Origin of the sequence: Mucilaginibacter sp. NFR10 (genome assembly GCF_900100445.1) — a bacterium.
In the GTDB taxonomy this organism is placed as follows: Bacteria; Bacteroidota; Bacteroidia; order Sphingobacteriales; family Sphingobacteriaceae; genus Mucilaginibacter; species Mucilaginibacter rubeus.
The window spans coordinates 447,746-468,089 of sequence record NZ_FMTV01000002.1; the positions used below are offsets into that span (position 1 = coordinate 447,746).

General features: G+C 41.8%; 20 protein-coding genes. 13 read left to right on the top strand and 7 right to left on the bottom strand.

Translation table 11 applies throughout. The annotated features are described in order from the left end of the window. Nucleotides 1-357, bottom strand: a complete 357-nt coding sequence (locus BLP33_RS09750; protein ID WP_090526995.1) for a BlaI/MecI/CopY family transcriptional regulator — start codon at nucleotides 355-357, stop codon at nucleotides 1-3. A gap of 681 nt (nucleotides 358-1,038) precedes the next feature. Between BLP33_RS09750 and BLP33_RS09755 the strand changes: the two genes are divergently transcribed. The 5 genes from BLP33_RS09755 (at nucleotide 1,039) to accC (ending at nucleotide 7,924) form a co-directional block, all read left to right on the top strand. Then, on the top strand, nucleotides 1,039-2,622 hold the full coding sequence (locus BLP33_RS09755) for a flavin monoamine oxidase family protein (protein ID WP_217633152.1): 1,584 nt from the start codon (nucleotides 1,039-1,041) through the stop codon (nucleotides 2,620-2,622). 33 nt (nucleotides 2,623-2,655) lie between these two features. After that, nucleotides 2,656-3,825: a pyridoxal phosphate-dependent aminotransferase gene (locus tag BLP33_RS09760; RefSeq protein WP_090526997.1), complete on the top strand. Its 1,170-nt coding sequence runs from the start codon at nucleotides 2,656-2,658 to the stop codon at nucleotides 3,823-3,825. A 118-nt stretch (nucleotides 3,826-3,943) separates the two neighbouring features. Continuing rightward, a complete protein-coding gene (locus BLP33_RS09765) occupies nucleotides 3,944-4,936 on the top strand; it encodes a Hint domain-containing protein (RefSeq protein WP_139159967.1) in 993 nt (330 codons plus the stop codon). 422 nt (nucleotides 4,937-5,358) lie between these two features. Next, nucleotides 5,359-5,844 (top strand): c-type cytochrome, encoded by a 486-nt coding sequence (locus BLP33_RS09770; protein ID WP_090527645.1) that lies wholly within the window; start codon nucleotides 5,359-5,361, stop codon nucleotides 5,842-5,844. A gap of 595 nt (nucleotides 5,845-6,439) precedes the next feature. Continuing rightward, the gene (gene accC, locus BLP33_RS09780) at nucleotides 6,440-7,924 is read left to right on the top strand and encodes an acetyl-CoA carboxylase biotin carboxylase subunit (RefSeq protein WP_090527002.1); all 1,485 of its coding nucleotides are present in this window, start codon (nucleotides 6,440-6,442) and stop codon (nucleotides 7,922-7,924) included. Here accC and BLP33_RS09785 read toward each other — a convergent pair. Then, complete coding sequence (locus BLP33_RS09785; RefSeq protein ID WP_090527004.1) at nucleotides 7,921-8,382, bottom strand: NUDIX hydrolase; 462 nt, start codon at nucleotides 8,380-8,382, stop codon at nucleotides 7,921-7,923. The two genes, accC and BLP33_RS09785, sit on opposite strands and share 4 nt — an antisense overlap. Before the next feature lie 86 nt (nucleotides 8,383-8,468). On the opposite strand from BLP33_RS09785, the gene BLP33_RS09790 reads away from it, so the two are divergent. Both BLP33_RS09790 and BLP33_RS09795 read left to right on the top strand, forming a co-directional pair. Beyond that, nucleotides 8,469-8,966 carry an SRPBCC family protein gene (locus tag BLP33_RS09790; protein ID WP_175489979.1) on the top strand — a complete coding sequence of 166 codons (498 nt, stop codon included), beginning with the start codon at nucleotides 8,469-8,471 and terminating at the stop codon, nucleotides 8,964-8,966. 86 nt (nucleotides 8,967-9,052) lie between these two features. Continuing rightward, the gene (locus BLP33_RS09795; RefSeq protein WP_090527006.1) at nucleotides 9,053-9,637 is read left to right on the top strand and encodes a riboflavin synthase; all 585 of its coding nucleotides are present in this window, start codon (nucleotides 9,053-9,055) and stop codon (nucleotides 9,635-9,637) included. On the opposite strand, the gene BLP33_RS09800 is transcribed toward BLP33_RS09795, so the two are convergent. Beyond that, complete coding sequence (locus BLP33_RS09800) at nucleotides 9,634-10,776, bottom strand: tetratricopeptide repeat protein (protein ID WP_090527008.1); 1,143 nt, start codon at nucleotides 10,774-10,776, stop codon at nucleotides 9,634-9,636. The genes BLP33_RS09795 and BLP33_RS09800 overlap by 4 nt on opposite strands. A gap of 111 nt (nucleotides 10,777-10,887) precedes the next feature. On the opposite strand from BLP33_RS09800, the gene BLP33_RS09805 reads away from it, so the two are divergent. Next, nucleotides 10,888-11,175: a hypothetical protein gene (locus tag BLP33_RS09805; RefSeq protein WP_090527010.1), complete on the top strand. Its 288-nt coding sequence runs from the start codon at nucleotides 10,888-10,890 to the stop codon at nucleotides 11,173-11,175. A 68-nt stretch (nucleotides 11,176-11,243) separates the two neighbouring features. Here BLP33_RS09805 and BLP33_RS09810 read toward each other — a convergent pair whose 3' ends face one another. The 3 genes from BLP33_RS09810 to hscA all read right to left on the bottom strand — a co-directional run bounded on the left by BLP33_RS09810 (nucleotide 11,244) and on the right by hscA (nucleotide 14,953). After that, nucleotides 11,244-11,945: a hypothetical protein gene (locus BLP33_RS09810; protein ID WP_090527012.1), complete on the bottom strand. Its 702-nt coding sequence runs from the start codon at nucleotides 11,943-11,945 to the stop codon at nucleotides 11,244-11,246. A gap of 121 nt (nucleotides 11,946-12,066) precedes the next feature. After that, nucleotides 12,067-13,059, bottom strand: coding sequence for a hypothetical protein (locus BLP33_RS09815; protein WP_090527015.1), 993 nt, complete (start codon nucleotides 13,057-13,059; stop codon nucleotides 12,067-12,069). 37 nt (nucleotides 13,060-13,096) lie between these two features. Beyond that, nucleotides 13,097-14,953 (bottom strand): Fe-S protein assembly chaperone HscA, encoded by a 1,857-nt coding sequence (hscA, locus tag BLP33_RS09820; RefSeq protein WP_090527017.1) that lies wholly within the window; start codon nucleotides 14,951-14,953, stop codon nucleotides 13,097-13,099. A gap of 183 nt (nucleotides 14,954-15,136) precedes the next feature. Here hscA and BLP33_RS09825 point away from each other — a divergent pair, with 183 nt between their 5' ends. The 5 genes from BLP33_RS09825 (at nucleotide 15,137) to BLP33_RS27435 (ending at nucleotide 19,825) form a co-directional block, all read left to right on the top strand. Then, nucleotides 15,137-16,087, top strand: a complete 951-nt coding sequence (locus BLP33_RS09825) for an aldo/keto reductase (RefSeq protein WP_090527019.1) — start codon at nucleotides 15,137-15,139, stop codon at nucleotides 16,085-16,087. A 275-nt stretch (nucleotides 16,088-16,362) separates the two neighbouring features. Further along, nucleotides 16,363-18,120 carry an ATP-binding protein gene (locus BLP33_RS09830; RefSeq protein ID WP_090527021.1) on the top strand — a complete coding sequence of 586 codons (1,758 nt, stop codon included), beginning with the start codon at nucleotides 16,363-16,365 and terminating at the stop codon, nucleotides 18,118-18,120. 90 nt (nucleotides 18,121-18,210) lie between these two features. Continuing rightward, a complete protein-coding gene (locus BLP33_RS09835; RefSeq protein ID WP_090527023.1) occupies nucleotides 18,211-19,095 on the top strand; it encodes a helix-turn-helix domain-containing protein in 885 nt (294 codons plus the stop codon). Between the two features lie 4 nt (nucleotides 19,096-19,099). After that, nucleotides 19,100-19,507, top strand: coding sequence for a DUF983 domain-containing protein (locus BLP33_RS09840; protein WP_090527025.1), 408 nt, complete (start codon nucleotides 19,100-19,102; stop codon nucleotides 19,505-19,507). A gap of 165 nt (nucleotides 19,508-19,672) precedes the next feature. Continuing rightward, nucleotides 19,673-19,825, top strand: coding sequence for a hypothetical protein (locus BLP33_RS27435; protein ID WP_167516102.1), 153 nt, complete (start codon nucleotides 19,673-19,675; stop codon nucleotides 19,823-19,825). A 78-nt stretch (nucleotides 19,826-19,903) separates the two neighbouring features. Here the strand turns inward: BLP33_RS27435 and BLP33_RS09845 are convergent, their stop codons facing one another. After that, nucleotides 19,904-20,206, bottom strand: coding sequence for a hypothetical protein (locus tag BLP33_RS09845; protein WP_139159968.1), 303 nt, complete (start codon nucleotides 20,204-20,206; stop codon nucleotides 19,904-19,906). Nucleotides 20,207-20,344 lie beyond the last annotated feature (138 nt).

Sequence of the window (20,344 nt, forward strand, 5' to 3'; positions counted from 1 at the left end):
TTATTGTTTTTCAATGAGTTTAATGATCTCTTTCAGGTCGGTAGCGCTGATCTTTTTTTCGTTGGCAAAAAACGTCACCAGGTCTTTATAGGAGTTTTGAAAATAGTCGCTTACAAAACCGCTCATAAAGCGCTTTTTATATTCCTCTTCTTGTATCAGGGGCAGGTAGCGGAACGAGTTGCCTAATTTTTCGCTTTTCAAAAATCCTTTGCGTTCCAGGTTTTTTATGGTCGAGGCAAGGGTGGTGTAGGGTGGCTTAGGTTCGGCCAGCTGATCTAAAAAATCCTTGATAAATCCCGGGCCCGATTGCCACACCGCTTGCATTGCTTCTTCCTCTTGTTGCGATAGTTTTTCCATTGTTTTTACGATTGTTTCGTAAATCTACGAACTATTCGTAGTAATGCAAATTTATTTTAACTTTTTAACAGAATTTAACGTTTGGGAGGAGAGGTTAGTGATTGGAGATCAGTGATTAGGAGGTTGTCCGAATCAGAATTAACAGGATTTTAGAATTTACAGAATCTTGTCTTAATCAGAATTAACAGATTTAAGAATTAACTGAATGCTACTTCCATGAAAATTACCAATTCTGAAAATTTTATAATTCTGAAAATTCTGATTCAGACAAATGCGTTAGGGAGAGGAGCGGATACCAGCCAATGAGCGTAAGGCCTGCAGGCGTATGAGCGGAAAGCCCGGCCGCAGGCAACGCCCTTAATCTGAACCATGATTTTTAGGATTAATGGATTGGCAGGATGTTACTTTGAAATTGTCTGAACCCGAGTTAGACCAATTGTTATAATTTATTGAATTTGCCTGTTATTTTGTTAATTCATTAATTCTGAAAATTCTGATTCAGACTAAAATTCGAGTTCAGACAAAAACATCAACCATATCTTAACATAAATTCCCCGGTCATCAAAACAACGTTGTTAATTTTATAAAAGCTGTAACAAAAGTTGTTTTACGCTTAACATAAAAGCAAACAAAAAACTATATTTAAACCAGAGTTGATTGTAAAACATAAATACGCGCTTATTGAAAACTATTACCCGCAGGGACTTTTTAAGTAAAGGTGCCATGTTGGCTGGCGGTGCTTATCCCGCTATGCTTGCCCTTGGCTTATTGAAACCATCGCCAGCACATGCTTTCAATCTTGAGGGCAGCGGCAAAGGCAAACACATTATTATTTTAGGGGCCGGGTTAGCCGGCATGACCTGTGCCTATGAGCTTGGTAAGCTCGGCTATCAATGTACCATTTTGGAGGCGCGGCAACGCACCGGCGGTCGCTGCTTTAGTATTCGTAACGGCAGTACCAATACCGAAATTGATAAGCCTGCGGCTACAGCCCGTTTTGATGCCGGCCAATATTTCAATGCCGGCCCATCGCGCATACCACACAACCATGAGCTTACGCTGCATTACTGTAAAGAGCTGGGGGTGCCTATTCAGGTTTATAACAATGTAAATGAAGGCGCTTATTACTTTGCCGAAGGCAAAGGCCCTTTATCCAACAAAAAGATAAAGGTTAGGGAGGTGCATAATGATATCCGTGGATACATGACCGAAATGCTGGCTAAAAGCATTGACCACGGTAGTCTCGATAGCAGCTTTACCAAAGAGGATGGCGAAAAGATCATCGAATACCTGCAAGCCGAAGGTGGATTGGATGTTGATAAACTGTACAAAGCTTCGGCACGCCGGGGTTATGTCGAAACGCCGGGAGCCGGCGACAAGCCCGGTAAAGTTGCTGATCCGCATAAGCTGGCCGATCTGCTGCATTCAGGTTTGATGGATCCCGATTTTTATAATGTGGCCGAATATACCTACGAACTGCAGATGACCATGTTTCAGGCCGTGGGTGGGATGGATCAGATAGCTAAAGCGTTGGAAAAGAAAGTGGCGCCGTCAATAAAAACGGGGGCGGAGGTTACTGCCATTAATAATGTACCTGATGGTGTTAAGATAACTTATAAAGACGCTACAGGGGAGCATACCTTAAACGGCGACCTGTGTATTTGCACTATTCCGCTGCCGGTACTAAGCAATATCAGCAATAATTTCAGCGGTGATGTTAGTCGTGCTATTGATTATATCAGCTATAACCAAACCGGGAAGATTGGCCTGCAGTTTAAACGCAGGTTTTGGGAGGAGGATGAACATATATACGGGGGTATAACGCACACTAACAATGATTTAACGCAGATTTTTTATCCATCCTATGATTATTTAGGAAAAAAGGGTATCTTGATTGGATATTACAACTTTAACGAAAAAGCGCAAAAGATCGGCGCTTTAGGCTACGCCGAAAGGGAGAAGTTCGCGCTGGAAAAAGGCAGGCTGATTCACCCGCAATATGACAAGGAGTTTGAAAGCTCGTTTTCGGTAAGCTGGCATAAAACAAAATATAATTTAGGCGGATGGGCGGTTTATACCACAGAAACCCGCAAAACACAATACCCGGTACTGTTAAAGCCCGATAAGCAGGTATATTTTGCAGGTGAGCATTTGACATACCTTAATGCCTGGATGGCCGGTGCCTTTGAATCGGCCAGGAGCACGGTTGCCGCTGTACATGCAAGGGTTACCAACCAGCGTACCCAATACCCGGTTCAAAAATAAAACGACGTTAAAAAAACATTAAATACCACCACCATGTCAAGTACAATTAACCGCAGAAACTGGATCAAATCCAGCGCATTTATGGCCGGGGGACTGGCCCTTTTTTCAGGAACAATTGGTAAGCTGGCAGCCATGCCGGCCCGTGTATTTAAACCCTTAACCCGCGGCCTAACCGACCAGGAAGCTATTACCAATGCAGGCTTTGAATTAAAAGCAAGGCTCCTTGCTAACGAGAATCCGTTTGGTCCATCGGCTACTGTTAAAAAAGCCATTCAGGATGCTATTGATAAAAGTTATCAGTACCCTTTTATGCAGCTGTCCCAGATTTATGGGAAAATTGCTGCGTACGAAGGCGTAAACTCAAATAATATACTGATGGATGCAGGCTCAACCCCGCTTTTACTTGCGGCTGCCATGCATTTTACTAAGGGTGGTAAAAGCGTAATCACCGGCGACCCTTCATATGATGACCTGCCAGGCAGGGCCCAGGCGCTTGAGGGAAAGTGGGTAAAAGTGCCGCTGACCGTCGATTATAAACTCGACCTGGACGCCATGGAAGCAAAGGTTGATGACAATACCGGTTTAGTTTATATATGCAATCCCAATAACCCAACCGCTACTGTGGTTGATACCGAAAAGTTAAAGGCCTTTTGCGAGCGGGTGTCAAAAAAAACAACCGTTTTTGTCGATGAGGCTTATATAGATTACCTGCCTGATCCGAAGGCTGCAAGTATGATAAGTTCTGTCAAATCGGGTAATAATGTGATAGTTGCACGTACCTTTTCAAAACTTTATGGCTTTGCCGGCTTAAGGCTCGGGTATATTATATCGCAGCCGGATACCATCAAAACATTTGAAAAATATACTACCCAGGCCTGGAGTATTAGCGCAACTACACTCGCCGCCGCCATAGCGGGTTATCGCGAAGAAGCATTTCTGAAAGAAACCCTGGAAAAAACAAATGCTTCTAAGGAGTACCTGTACTCGGTGCTTAAAAAAGAAGGATATGAATACATCCCCTCATCGGCAAACTTTGTCATGTTCCCGCTGAAAATGGACGGCAAAAAATTTGTCGGCGAAATGATGAAGCGCGGCGTAGGCATTCGTAACTGGCAATTTAACGGCAAAGACTGGTGCCGCGTAAGTATTGGCCGCATGGACGAAATGGAAGCCTTTGCCGATGCGTTTAAACAGTTATCTTAAGTGATTGGAGGTTAGAGATTGGAGGTTAGGTTTCAATAGTTTTATACAAATAACCCTAACTTTCAATTTCTGACCATTCCCTAATCACTAATCTCCAACCTCTAATCTCTAAAACAAAGTGCACAAACTAACATTAACACTATTACTGAGCTCTTCATTGTATTTTGCCCAGGCGCAAACTGTAAACCCTCGTCCGCTTACTATGGATGAGTATAAAAAGGCGCAATCATTCGCGATTGCTAATTTGGATAATGACACCTACGTTAAATTTGAAAATACCTACGTACTTGACCGTTATGAAAACCGTAAGCCTTATTTTATAACCGGGGCCGACGGCTTGAAAAAACGTATCGACCTGTATAAACTGGTTGCCAAAGAAGGTATGCAGGAAATAGGTCTGATGGTGTTTTATACCAACGAAAAAGGCAAGCTTTACAAAGCCCTCGTGCCCGATTTTACTGCCGATGCTAAAGTTTGGGAGCAGTATTTTCAGGATATTGATAATATCAACAAAGTGGAGCAGAACTTTATCCTGAAGCTGTCGTACGTGCTGTCAAAGGAAGTTAGCTTTCAACAATATAAGGCACTTAACGCGGGTAAGGATCTGAAGGAAGAGGCAGCTACCTATGGCAATGATATCTGTTTTCCTGGCGAAGAACTGGTTACCATGGCCAATGGCGATAAAAAAATGTTGAAAGCTGTGAAAAGTGGCGATGAGGTAATAACGGTTGATCCGTTGACTAAAAAAAGTGCAGCTGTAAAAGTAAAAGAGCTTACCATACATGAGGCCAAAAACTACGCTTTAACGCAACTGGTACTGGTATCGGCCCAAACAAAAAACACGGCCGAAGGCAGGCAGGTAAAACTGAATAGTAAAGTGTTACAGGCAACACCTAATCACCCTATGTTAACCAAACAGGGCAATATAAAAATAGGAGAGGTAGCTACCGGCCAGGAAGTACTTTGCCTGAACGAGCTAACCGGCAAATATGAAACTTTCACCGTACTGCAAAAAACAGAACACGCGGGCGGTGTACAAAGAGTATATAACATTGTTGCCGATGGCGGTAGCACCCTGCTCATGAATGGTGTAATGGTAATGCAAAAGTAATTTAGTGTTCCCTTTCTCTGCTTTAATCAATTTCTACAAACCTGTTCCCCCTCTGGGGGATTTTACAATTTATTAAACATGTATTAATTGCCCAAGGACAGATGCACCAAAGGTGCAAAAGGCTTGTAGCTCGTAAAGTTATAGAATGCCCTTTGCCCCCAGAGGGGCGAAACACGACGACTTGCTGTTTAAACGACAAGCAATTTTGTGAGCAAATTTAAACTCGTGGAGGAACCTTAAGCTATTCCTAAAATACTTAGTTTCTTAACAATGTCGGCAGCAATGCGTAGTCCGGCCAGGTTAACTATCGGGAAACATGCTTCTGTAATAATGAAGTTACCGTGAATAATTCAATCATTTGCTTAAAAATGTTGCAACATTAAAACCAATGATTTAATTTAGATGACTTAAACATGACAATTATGCCTGTTAACAAAAAATTATTAGTTACACTCGGTCTGCTATCCATAGTAGTGTTTGGCGCCATGACCAACATTAAACCACAGGACGAAGGTTTTAAAAATCTTAAGGTTTTGCCTAAAAACATTTCGGGCGAGAACCTGCACAAGGTTATGGAAGATTGGGAACATTCATTAGGTGTACATTGCAACTTTTGCCATGCCCGTAATGAAGAAACTAAAAAGATGGATTGGGCAAGCGATGCCAAGCCTGAAAAAGCAATGGCGCGCGATATGTATAAAATGATGAACAAAATTAATCAGAAGTATTTTCATGCCAAAAAGGATTCTTTAGGCATGATTATGCAAAGTGGTGTTAACTGCAATACCTGTCACCGTGGTACAGCTCATCCTGAGGTTATGGTACCTGACGGAAAAGGTCCGGGTGGTCAGCCTGGTCCGCCGCCTGCTGGTCCTGCCCCGGGCAACCCTGCGCCAACTAAGCCATAATTAACAAGCGTATTAGTATAATTAAATGCCTTTGGTGATCCCAGGGGCATTTTTGTTTTATAGGGGTTATTATCAGCTGTGTTTACCTGCAAGTAAAAATTAGGTTAAGGATTTTGTATTTAACTATTGAATATTTATCCTTTTTGACAGATAGCTTCAAACTGTATTCATGAAAAATTCATGCTTGGTAACGATCTTTATACACGATAAAGATTCGTTGGTTTTATTTAGGAATTGCTGGTTGATTTATGATCAAATTTGCAATGTTGATTTATGAAACCGGGGACTGATTATTGTAACCTTTAATATTATCATAATTAATAAATGACTGCTGAGTTTCGGATTAAGCCACAGGAGCAAGCTAATGTCTCAACAAATTCCAGCGATTTATTTTGCCGGAATTGCAAAAGCCGGTTGAGCCGTATCAAACGGAGCAGCCTTGCCAAATTTTTATTGTTGGGTTTACCCTTTAAAAAATATATCTGTTATAAGTGCTCCCGTAAAACCTACAGGTGGGCACCCAAATAATATTTCAATCGTTTTATAAGCATTGGGTATGTAGTATCTTTTTGTGTAAATCAATTACATTTGTTTTATGCAGAAAATACTGGTTGCCAACCGTGGTGAAATAGCTTTACGAATTATGCGCTCGGCGCGCGAAATGGGTATTAAAACCGTTGCGGTTTACTCACATGCTGATCGGGACGCCCTGCACGTGCGCTATGCCGATGAGGCTGTAAATATCGGGGAAGCTCCATCCAGTCAATCCTATCTTATTGGAGAAAAGATCATAGCTGCATGTAAGCAAACCGGGGCCGAAGGTATCCACCCGGGATATGGTTTTTTGAGCGAAAATGCCGGTTTTGCCAGGCTGGTTAAGGATTCGGGACTTATTCTTATTGGCCCTTCTCCCGAGGCCATGGAAGTAATGGGTAACAAGTTATCGGCCAAAGCTGCGGCACTCAGGTATAATATCCCGATGGTCCCCGGAACGGAGGAAGCCATTACTGATGTTAACGAAGCTAAGAAGCGGGCTATTGAGGTAGGTTTTCCAATATTGATCAAAGCGGCTGCGGGGGGCGGGGGTAAAGGGATGCGCATTGTTGAAAGCCCGGCAGACTTTGAAGAGCAGATGCAGTTAGCGGTATCTGAAGCTACATCAGCTTTTGGCGACGGCTCTGTTTTCATTGAGCGCTATGTATCATCCCCCAAACACATCGAGATCCAGGTACTTGGCGATACGCATGGTAATATCGTGCACCTGTTTGAGCGTGACTGCTCGGTACAGCGCCGCCATCAAAAAGTAGTTGAAGAAGCTCCATCGGCAATATTAACGCCTGAAATCAGGGAAAAGATGGGGCGTTGTGCGGTTGATGTAGCCCGGTCTGTAAATTATACAGGAGCGGGTACGGTTGAGTTTATCATGGATGAAGGTTTGAATTTTTATTTCCTGGAAATGAATACCCGTTTACAGGTTGAGCACCCTGTTACGGAACTGATAACCGGTATTGACCTTGTAAAGGAGCAAATTAAAATTGCAAGGGGCGGGGCTATCAGTTTTAAACAGGAAGATCTGAAAATTCATGGTCATGCCGTCGAACTGCGTGTTTATGCCGAAGATCCGGCTAATAATTTCCTGCCAGATATTGGTACGCTGCAAACTTATATAACGCCCAAAGGGCCCGGTGTACGGGTAGACGATGGGTTTGAGCAAGGCATGGAGATTCCCATTTATTACGACCCGATGATAGCCAAGCTGATAACCTTTGCGGATACCCGCGCTGAAGCAATTGAGCGGATGATAAGGGCTATAGATGAATATCAGATCACCGGTATTACTACCACCCTCGGTTTCGGCCGTTTTGTAATGCAGCACGAAGCTTTTACCTCTGGTAATTTTGATACCCATTTTGTAAAAAAATATTTTTCGCCCGAGGTGCTGCGCGAAAGTCGCGAGGATGAAGCTATAGTAGCAGCAATAGTAATGGAACAGCTCTTGAGCAAAAAAAGGGTTTCAATTGCAGCCCCGGTGGAGGTAGCTAACTCAAGCAACTGGATCAAGAACAGGAAGCAGATTTAATAATTGTTGATCGCGGCCAGTTCATCTATCAAAGCTGCCTGAGCAGGGTTGATCTTTATTTTTGCTGTCGCCATATCAAACCATTCGGCACGATCAATTTCATCAAAAGTTTGTTTTTTTCCTGAGCGAGGCGGCCATTCTATTTCAAATGTATTGCTTTTGATATTTCCCGGATCAATACTGCCTTCAACAGCCCAGGCCAGTACCGTTTTACCCCCTTTTTGTTTGATAGCGTTCAACGCAATAAAATCCCCGGTTATTTCATGCCCGGTTTCTTCCTGAAATTCACGCTTTGCCGCCATGAGGGGATCTTCGTCGGGAAGATATTCACCTTTGGGTACCGACCATGAGCCTTCGTCCTTGTTTTTAAAAAACGGCCCCCCCGGATGTACAAGAAATACCTGTAAACCCTTCGCTGCTTTACGGTATAATAAGATCCCTGCGCTTTGCTTTGGCATGTTTAAGATTTAAAGGCAAGTTAATGAAAGGCTTAATTATAATTGTTATTTTTGATACAAACGCCCCAAACCGATATACAATTATTATGGCAGACAACAGATGGAGCAAATTTAAAGTAACTGCTGATGTTGATACGGACGTACGCAGCATGTATGAAGCCTGGGCTACTCCCGAAGGCCTGGAAACCTGGTTTTTGCGTAAAGCCGATTTTTTTGCCATAGCAGGCCGTCAGCGTGAACCGCAGGAATTTATAAAAAAAGAGGATACTTATACCTGGCATTGGCATGGGTTTGATGATACCATTTCCGAAAACGGGCAGGTGCTGGAAGCCAACGGTGCCGATTTCATAAAATTTACTTTTACAGGCGGTAGTATAGTGAGTGTATCTATCACTGCTAAACTGGGCGTTGTTATTGTTGAACTGGTGCAGGAAAACATCCCCGAGGAAGCAGACCCCGAAAAAAACCTTTATGTGCAATGCCAACTTGGCTGGACATTTTATCTGGCCAATCTGAAATCGGTATTGGAGGGTGGCAAAGATCTTCGCAATAAGCGTAAAGACCTGTTCTCAAGTTTCAAATAATTTCATTTACTGCTGACAAACCATAGTGCAAAATATTTTAGCTTTGAGCCAATCAAAATAGCCCCTTTCAACGGGCCGGGAAGCATATGTTTACAGGAATTATAGAAACTTTAGGGAAGATCACCGATCTGCAGCGGGAAAAAGGCAACCTTAATATTACAGTAGAATCGGCTATATCGCACGAGCTCAAGATCGATCAATCGGTAGCGCACAATGGTGTATGCCTTACTGTGGTGGCTTTAGCCGATGGCTTGCACGTGGTAACCGCGATTGAGGAAACCTTAAATAAAACCAATCTTTCCCAGCTCAAAGTTGGCGACCCGGTAAACCTGGAACGCTGCATGCAAATGAATGCCCGGCTCGATGGCCACATTGTTCAGGGCCATGTTGACCAGGTGGCTGTTTGCACCGCGTTTAAAGAACTTGACGGCAGTTGGGAATATACCTTTGAATATGATGCAGCAAGCGGCAACGTAACCGTAGAGAAAGGATCCATTTGTGTGAACGGTATCAGCCTAACCGTGGTTAATTCGCACGCCAACAGCTTTTCTGTAGCAATTATTCCTTATACATTTGAGCATACCAACCTGCACAATGTGCAAGTTGGCAGCCAGGTTAACCTTGAGTTCGATATCATAGGCAAATACGTTGCCCGCTTGATGCAACGCTAAATCCCTAATGATTTAATGCGCTGTTTGGAGTAAGCGATATAAGTTTTTTGTGACTCTTTTGGCTTGCTTGCCAGGTACTTTTTATAGTACTTAATAGCTGTTGCCTTATTCTTCAGTTCGGTATCATACAGGGTTGCAAGGGCATAATAGGTAATAGGGTCCGGTTTATAAAGCAAGCTTTTCTGGTAAGCTTGAACTGCATTTCTAAGCTGGTGTAGCCTGTCGTACGAATCACCTTTTTCACTGCAATAGGAGCTCACCCCTGTAGATATGGCCTCTTCAATGGCCTTATCCAGGTAAGTTATCGCTTTTGAGTTGTTGTGCAGGGCTTTGTAGCTCATGGCTGTATAATAATATGAAGCTTCGGTGCCGGTATTGCCGTCCTCCAATGTTTTGAAAGTTTTAATACAATCCGGATAATTGCCGGTCATGTAATAAGAAGTGGCCAGCATGGATACAATACTGCCGGCCTGCTCGCCCGCGTCTATTAGTTTTTTGGTAATGGCGATAGTTACCGGATACCTTTTTAATGCGTACGAGGCCTGGGCCTTGCCTTTCAGGAGCAGCAAATTGGAAGTATCGGCAACAAGCGCTTTGTCGATAATATTTTCAGCATTGCTATATAGTTTTAGGTTGATGAAGAAGGACGACAGGTCATATGCCACATCAGGATTAAGCGGATTGATCTTATTGGCTTTTTGCAGATATACAATGCTCCCCTCTATATCGCCTAAATTTTGCGACAGGTCTGCCAGTTGCTTATACACATCAAAGTTGGTGGTATCTTTCAACAGGATCTTCTTTACAAACACGATCGCTTTTTTATTATTACCGCGCCTTTTAATGATCTCACTCATGTTATACAAGTTAGTTAGGCTGGTGGTATCAGTAGCGTAAATACGTTGATAATAGTTTTCAGCATCGGGCAGGCGGGAGGCCATTTTGGAGGTGTAGGCCAGTTTAGCCAATACTTTTATGTCGGTAACAGGCTCGGGATATATTTTTTTGAGGTAATCTGCTGCGTCGGCAAAACGCTGGTTTTGATAATAATCAAGCAGGAGCGAATCATTAGCGGCTTGCTGAGCGCATAATTGCGATACTGATAGGATAAGGAATAGGGTTATAAATAGATTTTTCATAACTAATTATTTAGTTAAACTAAGTTATTAGTTATGGGTGTTAAATCCAAATCTGAAACAATTTTTTATTGGTGTGGTTAAAATGTAAAGTGATACTTAAAACCACACATTATGGATAAGTTAAAGAAATTTGGACTGATGGAAAAAATTGTCCATGAACTGGAAGACTTGAAAAACAGCCAGCAGGCTATTATTGCTAAGTTAACTAAAATAGAAGTTGATAATATCGAACTTGGTGATAAACGCCTTGAAAAGGACCTGCCCGATATGCACCAGCGCGTATCCGAAAACCTGGATACTATTGCAGCTATCCTTGAGGATTTTGCTAATCAGACTGAAAACTTCAGCAATAGCAATAATATCGCAGCCCTGAAAGAACAGGAAGCATTAGGAAAATAAGTTAAAAAGAAAATCCCCGGGAAACCGGGGCCTTTCTTTTTTATAGTTGTGTTAATACTAAAGCACTATTATTTTTTGTTGATTTTTCCACTATTCCGGTTATACCTTTTTATGGCCTGAAGATAATTTTTCCATTGGATGCTTTCAATGGCATCAAGATCGTCGCCAACCATTGCCCTAAGATTTTCTTCGCTGTATTGCACAATTGGCCCATTGTTAAGCTGAATGGCAACGATGGATTTGGGATTGAACATTTTTCCTTCAGGCTCGCTTAAAAGCGAGTATGCACTGATATGACCGCTTATAAACTTGAACATCCAGCAGCTATCTTTAGCAATACTTGCATAATAATTGGGGGCCAAAGTATTGGCATTTTTTTCAGCTGATGGAGGTGTAAGGTTTCGGGCTATTTCAATAGTTTGTTCCGGATATATCACTTGTTCCCTGTTTGTATCCGCTTTAGATAGTGACTGGTCAACAAACAGCAGATAACTTTTGTGTGCATAGGCATCTACGTAAATTCTGGACTTAACTTCTTTTTTAGATCCGTTGCGCATCGTTACCAGGAAAGTATACGCTGGGTTGTTGGTACTCTTGTTGTGATCACTCCAAAAGTCCCACATAGCGAGAGGCGTCTGTTGATCCATTTGTAAGTCCATGTTTTGCTTGTTAGATGTATTGTTAACAGCGGGCAATCCGTTTTGAGCAGAGGCACAGTTTCCTAAAATAACAAAGGAAAAAAGAGAAACGTACTTTAATAAAAGTTTCATATATAAAGCTTAGATGGGTTAAATATATGAAACCAGTTTAACCAAAATGTTAACTTTTACAGGTACTGAATAACTTATAACTTACGAAGTTTTTAAGCTTCGCAAGTCTTATAGTTCATCACTACTGGTACTGAATATAAATAGGGGCAGGCTTCAGACTTAACACTTCCTTAGGCGTAAGCATCCTGTGTGGTTCGTTCTTTAAGTCGTTTTTATAAAAAAGTTTAAAGCCGGTGAACTGTACAGGCTCTTCTGAAATAAAATATTTGTAAGTGCCTTTTTTAAGTTCCGGACCACCCCAGCCATCCATATCCATCACCACCTGTACTTCGGGACGTAATTTAATATCCTTGTAGTTGGTTACCATGCGTTTGGTAAAGCGGTGTACAACAAATATTTTAGGTGGGAGGTCATTCTTTTTTGCCAGTTTGGCCAGGTAGCCGGTTACGTAGTTAATATCATCGGCATCAAAGGTACCTATGCGTTTGCCGGGCACACTGCCTTCCTTCATAGAAAATTCCGGGTCGATGCCTAAATGAACGTTTGGCATCTTCATGTATTTCTCTAATAAAGGCAATTCGGTTTGTACTGTGCTGAAGCCAACCTGGATATCTAAAAACACAAGTGCGTTGATGCTTTTTGCCCAGCTAATCACGGTATCAATCTGGCTAAAAGGCATCCGCAGATTATGCAGGCCGTTGCGGCCGGCATCAGCCTGGGCCGTTACGCAGATATAATGTAAGGCCGGTACCACGTTAGTAGCTGTATCAGCCTTTTCCCAGTTCTTTACCTCTTCCTTTAATTTATTGAGCATGGTTTTGCGTGGGTATTGGCCCAGCACGCCCATGTTTTTTGAATAGAGGTTACCATAAAACGCTACAATGCGGTTAAATGGTAAAATAGCTCCGGGAAGCGGATATTCTTTGGTTTTTACCGGCCAGCGACCACTTTTATCGCCGTTGGCCAGTTTTTTCATCAGCGAATCGTACTTTAAAGTATCCAGCATGGATGACCTTGCCGACGTATCGCGGAAATGTTTGCGGGTTGTAGAACAGGCCGTATTAGCAACGGCAATAAAAATAAACAGGGCTAAAGCAGAAATTGTCCTTTTCAAATTTTAAGATTTTTGACTTAATGAGCAATATCTGTGCCTATTCTATACTTTTGCCCTTCATAGCTGTACTTATTGCCTGATCCATTAAGCGTTCGGCAAACGGACGAGTGAACTCGTTAACCTCATCAATCGTTTTTAAAATCAGGTCTTTATCGCCGCTGGTGAGGGCCTCTTTCAGTTTCTGAACAAGTTTGGTAGTATCGGCAATTTCTGTAACCGAAACATAATCAGCATTTTTTTGCAGGAAGCGTTCAACGGTATAAACCATTTGTTCGCCTTCAGTGCGCGCCTCAATAAGCATCCGCTGATTTACATCATCTTTGGCGTGGGTAATGCTGTCCATCAGCATTTGTTCCACCTGTTCGTCGGTAATGCCATAGGTTGGTTTTACTTCAACCTCCTGCTTTACGCCCGAACGTAGTTCGATGGCCTGTATGGTTAGGATGCCGTCGGCATTTAATAAAAAGTTAATATCAACTTTAGGGAAACCTGCAGGCATGGAAGGGATGCCTTTTAAATCAAACTCGGCGAGTTTACGGTTTTCTTTGATCAGATCGCGCTCACCCTGGTAAACGGCAATTTTCATGTTTACCTGTCCGTCTATTGATGTCGTATATTGCCTGCCGCCTTTGGTTGGCACTTTAGAATTTCGGGGGATGATCACATCCATCAGGCCGCCCATAGTTTCAATACCTAAGGACAGGGGGGTAACATCTAATAGTAAAATATCTTTACGGTTGCCTGCTAAAATATCGGCCTGTATGGCGGCGCCTAAAGCAACTACTTCATCAGGGTTCACATCATCATGCACCGGGCGACCAAAAAACTCAGCAACCATACGTTTAACCAATGCCGTACGGGTTGAGCCGCCAACCATAACCACTTCATCAATCTGATCGATAGTTAGTTTAGCATCCTTAAGTGCGTTTCGGCAACTGGTGATGGTTTGCTGTACTTTTGGTAATATCAGTTCTTCAAAAGTAGTGCGGTCAAGCGTACACCAGATCTCGCCGATTTTATCATTAACCAGGCTTTGGTGCGCGAAGGCTTTTTTAGCTTCTTCGGCCTTTAAGCGTAGTTGCTGGGCCAGCTCATTATTTGCAAGGACTTCGGCTTTATTAAGCTGGTTTTTCTCAATCCAGTAATCAACTATAATGCGGTCAAAATCATCACCACCTAAAAAGGTATCGCCATTGGTAGATAATACCTCAAAAATGCCGTTTTGAATTTGCAGTATGGATACATCAAACGTACCGCCTCCAAGGTCATAAACCGCTATAGTTTTAGTTTCTTCGGGGTTGAGGCCTATCCCATAAGCCAAACTTGCCGCGGTAGGTTCGTTAACTATCCGCAATACATCAAGCCCTGCAAGTTTACCAGCATCACGGGTGGCCTGGCGCTGCGAATCATTAAAATATGCCGGAACAGTGATCACAGCACGGTTAACCGGGGTTTTAAGGGCATGTTCGGCGCGTGCCTTAAGTTCTTTCAATATCTGGGCCGATAGCTCGATAGGGGTGTAAAATTTATCGCCTACTTTGATCTTAACCAGGCTTTCGGTATCGTCGTCAATTACTTTATAGCTAAAAAAGTCTTTGTAGTTTTCAATATCGTGGTAACTGCGGCCAAGCAAGCGTTTAACCGAAAATATGGTGTTTTGCGGATCGGTTATCAGGAATTCTTTTGCCTCATTACCTACCAGCACATCGCCTGCATCACCAAAATGAACTACAGAGGGCACCAATACACCTTTGCCTGCATCATTAATTACCTGCGGGTTTTTATCAGGGTTGATGAACGCTACCAGCGAGTTAGTGGTACCCAGATCAATTCCTACAATGATTTCTTCTTTTTGCAATGAGCCTGTTGCCAGGTTGATAGAAACTTTAGCCATTATATTAAGTTAACAAAGCGCAAATGTACTTAGTTTTGGCTGAGGATATGTCTTCTCAATCTCTAATTTGTTAAGTTTTGTGCGTTTTGTAACATCATCGCAGGTTGAGCCTTTATTTCATTATACTGACAAACAAATACGCTTAACGCCGCTTTATCCCTGTAATACCCTAAATAAATTATTATGAAAAATCGTGAATTAGGAGCATCCGGCATATCAACAGCGCCATTGGTTTTTGGCGGAAATGTGTTTGGGTGGACTGTTAAAGGTAAAGATACAGCCCTTTTATTGGATGCATTTGTAGATGCCGGTTTTAACACTATCGATACCGCTGATGTTTATTCGCGCTGGGTCGAGGGCAATAAAGGCGGCGAATCGGAAACCGAAATTGGTAACTGGCTTAAGCAAAGCGGCAAACGCGATAAAGTAGTTATAGCCACTAAAGTAGGCGCCGAAATGGATTCGGGCAGTAAAGGGCTTAAAAAGGATTACATTATTAAATCGGCCGAGGCTTCATTAAAGCGCTTGCAAACCGATTATATTGATTTGTATCAAACCCATTACGATGACCCCTCAACCCCGGTTGAAGAAACCCTGCGTGCTTATGATCAACTTATGCAGGACGGTAAGGTGAGGGCTATAGGAACTTCCAATATGTCTGTCGAACGGTTGCATGAGTCGCTCAAAACGAGTATTGAAAAAGGCCTGGTAGCTTATCAAACGCTTCAGCCCGAATATAACCTGTTCGACAGGGAAAAATATGAAACTACTTACGAGCCTTTCATTAAAGAGCAAAACCTTGGGGTGATCAGTTATTTTTCGTTGGCCAGCGGTTTTTTAAGCGGCAAATACCGTTCGGAAGCCGACCTGAAGGGAAGCAGCCGCGCCGGTATGGTCAAAAAATATCTTAACCCAAGAGGCTACAGAATATTAAAAGTCCTGGACGACCTTGCCGGGCAGTATCAAACCAGTCAGTCGGCAATTGCACTGGCCTGGTTAATTGCAAGGCCTGGTATTACAGCACCCATTGTTAGTGCCACCAGTTTGGAGCAACTTACTGATCTTTTTGAATCAGCCGCTTTGAAATTAGATAATGAAGCTATTGAAATGCTGAATATCGCCAGTGTTTATTAAATATTAATTTATATTTCACTATATATAACAGCGCGCTTTTTAAATGAAAGCTGCGCTGTTTGTTTTTAGTTGCCTGATTAACATTTCAATCACTGACTTTGGATTACTTAATAATTACATTGATTTTTTAAATTAATTATTAAACAATAATATCCTGTTTTTTACTTTTTTAAACACTAAAGTTTTAAATATTTCCTAAAAAATAGTTTATTTACTAAACCGAACTCCCTGTTTTTGAGTATAAAGAGTTCTCTCTAATTAATTTTTTATTTTAAATGGAAAAGCTGAAGCGGATTATTGGCTACGGGATGCCTGATTTGTCGCTGGAGAATAAGCTGTTTAATGCGCTCTCATTATTCATTTGTGCCAGCAGCGTTTTTTCGCTAATCTGCAATTTGTTTTTAGGCTTAAGTTATAAGCTTGAGCTTGTTGAGCTTTTTGTGATACTGATGTCGGGCTGGGCTTTTTACAGGAGCAGGTTCGTAAAGTATAAAGAGGATGCAACCCTCATTTACATTTGCTTAGGGCTGTTTGCAATTATTCCGGGCTGGTTTTACAATGGCGGTATCTCCGGATCAACAACGCTTTCGGGAGTCTTTTTTATTGTACTTATAACCCTGCTTGTAAAAAAACGATATCATTATATTTTTATTGGCGCGCTGATAGCTATATTTTTAGGATGCTACTTTATTGAAAAACATTTTCCTGGTTTAGTACAGCCTTATGATAGCACGGCATCAAAAGAATCTGACCTCATCACTTCGGCTGTAGTAAACATATTGACTGTTGGGCTACTGGTAGGTTTTATTAAAAAAAGCCACGAAACCGATAAGCGCGACCTGATTCATAAGAGTGAAGAGTTACAAGCTTCTCAAATTGAACTTTCGGCCTCACGTGACCAGGCTGAGGCGGCCACGTTTGCCAAATCGAATTTTCTGGCCAATATGAGCCACGAAATTCGCACACCACTTAATGGTATCATCGGTACCGCTCAATTGCTATCCCGCACCAATTTACAGCCCGAGCAACAGGAACTGCTTCAAACTTTACAATCGAGCAGTAATTTATTGATTAACATCATCAGTGATATTCTTGATATTTCAAAAATCGAAGCAGATAAACTGGTCCTTCACCCGGTTTCAACGCATTTGCGTAACTGTATAAAAACAGTTATTGAGATTACCGAACCGGCCATTACATCTCTTCACAAACCCCTAAGCTTAACTTATGATGTTGATGCTAATGTAGCAAACTATGTAATAGCAGATGAGGGCAGGCTTCAGCAAATCCTGGTTAATTTGATCGGAAATGCCATTAAGTTTACCGACGAAGGTTCGGTAAGTTTACGCGTCACGGCATCTGAGATCAGGAACAACGTCCAGGACATAACCTTTAGCATCAAAGATGACGGGATTGGCATAAGTGAAGAGGCATTAGCACAGTTATTTAAACCATTTTCACAGGTAAATACTACCGCTTTGCGCAAATATGGCGGTACGGGGCTGGGCTTATCCATTTGCAAAAAACTTGTGGAGATGATGCACGGCAGAATCTGGGTAGAAAGTAAGGAAGCCCAGGGCTCATTGTTTAGCTTTACCTTGCCTTTACATGTTACCTATGGTATTATTGAACCGGAGATGCAACCGGATGAAAAGGAAGCTTTTCAGTACCGGCCTTTACGCATTTTATTGGCCGAGGATAATAAAATGAACCAGTTAATAGCCAGTAAGATTTTTAAAAAGGTTGGTTATAATATTGATATTGCCGAAAATGGACTGGCCGCGGTAAATATGGTTGAGCAGTGTAACTACGATCTGATATTTATGGACATTCAAATGCCCGAAATGGATGGTTTACAGGCTACCCGCCATATATTAACAAAGCATGGTAAAGGCGCTCCGCCTATTATTGCCATGACAGCCAACGTGCTTAGCGAAAATGAGCGTGAATGCACCCAGGCCGGTATGAAAGATTTTGTAAGTAAACCTTTTACTTTTGAACGGCTGGAAGATATCATCCAAAAATGGACGTGATTTATCAAAAAAATGTCAATCGTTGATTAGTACCATACAAAATAAAAATAGTACCATTAAGGGCAAAGCTATTGTGTGTAGTTTTGTGTCATGTTACAAAGTATTCCAACAATTGATATTTGCACACTTGCCGATGATATTAAACAGGATGACATCCTGATCAGCAGGTTTGCGTCTTATTTGGATGCTCATAAAAACCTTTTCTTCCCGCACCGCCACTCGTTTTACCACCTGGTATTGTTTACTGATGGCGGAGGATCACATACCATTGACTTTGAAAGCTTTGAGGTAAGGCCGGGGCAGATTTACTTTATGATTCCCGGGCAGGTGCATTCATGGGCTTTTGAAGGTTTTACTGACGGTTATATCATCAATTTCTCAAGCTCGTTTATCCAGTCGTTTTTATTACGCTCAGGCTACTTTGACAATTTTAACTTTTTGAACGGCAATCCAAAGGATGAAGTAGTTGACTTACCTGCCAACCAGTTACCCGAAATCATTGCCCTTTTTGAAAGGATTGTATCTGAAGTTGAAAAGCCTGCAGTTTTGGGCAGCGATATGGTAAGGGTGCTTATGCTTCAGCTTTTCATTCTGATAAATCGTTGCCAGGGCAAAGGCGATAGCTTTGGCAAACAGGGCTATAATCAAACACTGATCCGTAACTTTCAGAAGCTGATTGAACAGCATTATATCGATGTAAAGCTTCCTAAAGATTATGCAGAACTGCTTTATATCACCCCCAATCATTTAAATGCGGTATGTAAAGATGTGCTTGGCCTATCGGCAGGAGAGGTGATCCGTAACCGTACTTTGCTTGAAGCAAAAAGGCTATTAACTAATCCGCGACTTAATATAAGTGAAATAGCTTTTAACCTTAATTTTAGCGATAACTCCTATTTTACCAAGTTCTTTAAAAAAATTGAGGGCATTACCCCCGAAGAGTTCAGAAAAAAAACCTTAAACAATAAATCATAACGTTATGGAAACCCCTAAATATAAATTATCCGCCTGGTCTGCCTTTGTAAACGCCAAATGTCCGCGTTGCAGGAGGGGAGACTTATTTATCACCGGTATGTATGAATTTAAAGGACAGGAGATGTATAAAACCTGTTCACACTGCGGCCTGGTGTATGAGCGTGAACCCGGTTATTTTTATGTAGCAATGTTTGCCAGTTATGCGCTTAACGTTGCCGAGATGGTTACACTGGCAGTTGCTATCAGCGTTTTAACAGGTAGCAGTAACCCCTGGTTGTATGTAACTATTATTTTAGGGGTAGCGGTAATTTTAGCGCCGTTTAATTTCAGGTATTCAAGAGTGATGCTTTTGCACTGGCTTACACCGGGCTTGCATTATCATCCGGAGATGAGCGAGGATAAACCGGAATAATTTAATTGACTGAGATACACGCAGATGCCCTTGATTGAAAAATCAAGGGCATTTTCATTTAAACCAAAACCTGCAGCTACAGTCATAATAATAACAAGCTTAATTTATGTAAATTAAATAAGTATTTGAAATTAAGCTGTTTATAATTACTTAAAATCTATTATCATGAAAGCGAAACTTAAATCACTGAAAGCCGATCTATATAATGTATTTGTAGTAGGGAATGCCGATGACAGGCAATTGGCAAAAGCATACTTTTTGCTGGCTATCCCTTTATTCGCCATATTTTTCGGGCTGGGTTCATTTCCCAAATTCTGATCATAAAAAAACAGTCGGAGCGTTCTGCGGCGACTGTTTACAACTGTTCCTAACTAATTAACTAACTATTAAACTAAATTATTTTTCGATTGGATTAAGGCCCAGGTAATTTGCAGCAATAAATAAATTGTTATTGATTTTGTGCCAGGCCTGGTGGTTGCCGATTGTATACCGGTTTAAAACATCATAGTAATAAGAATCCGAGAATGTGAGCCGGGTGTTTATTTCTGAATTATACAATGAATCTTTGCCTAAGTAGATGCCGCTGCGTTGCGCAGGTTTATCGATTTTTTTTTCGGGTGTTGAGGAAAACATATTGGCACAAGCTACCAAAATGAGAGACGCCGCAACCAAAACAAGAAAATGGTAGAATAATTTCATAAGCAAGGTATAAGTTTTTAAAAGATGCCTCCGGATGTTCAGAAACATATTATGCTCCAAAAATAACCAACGCTTTATAAAAAATAATCAGGGATTTCACCGTTTTGCGTACGTAGTTTTACGCATTTTTTAATAGAT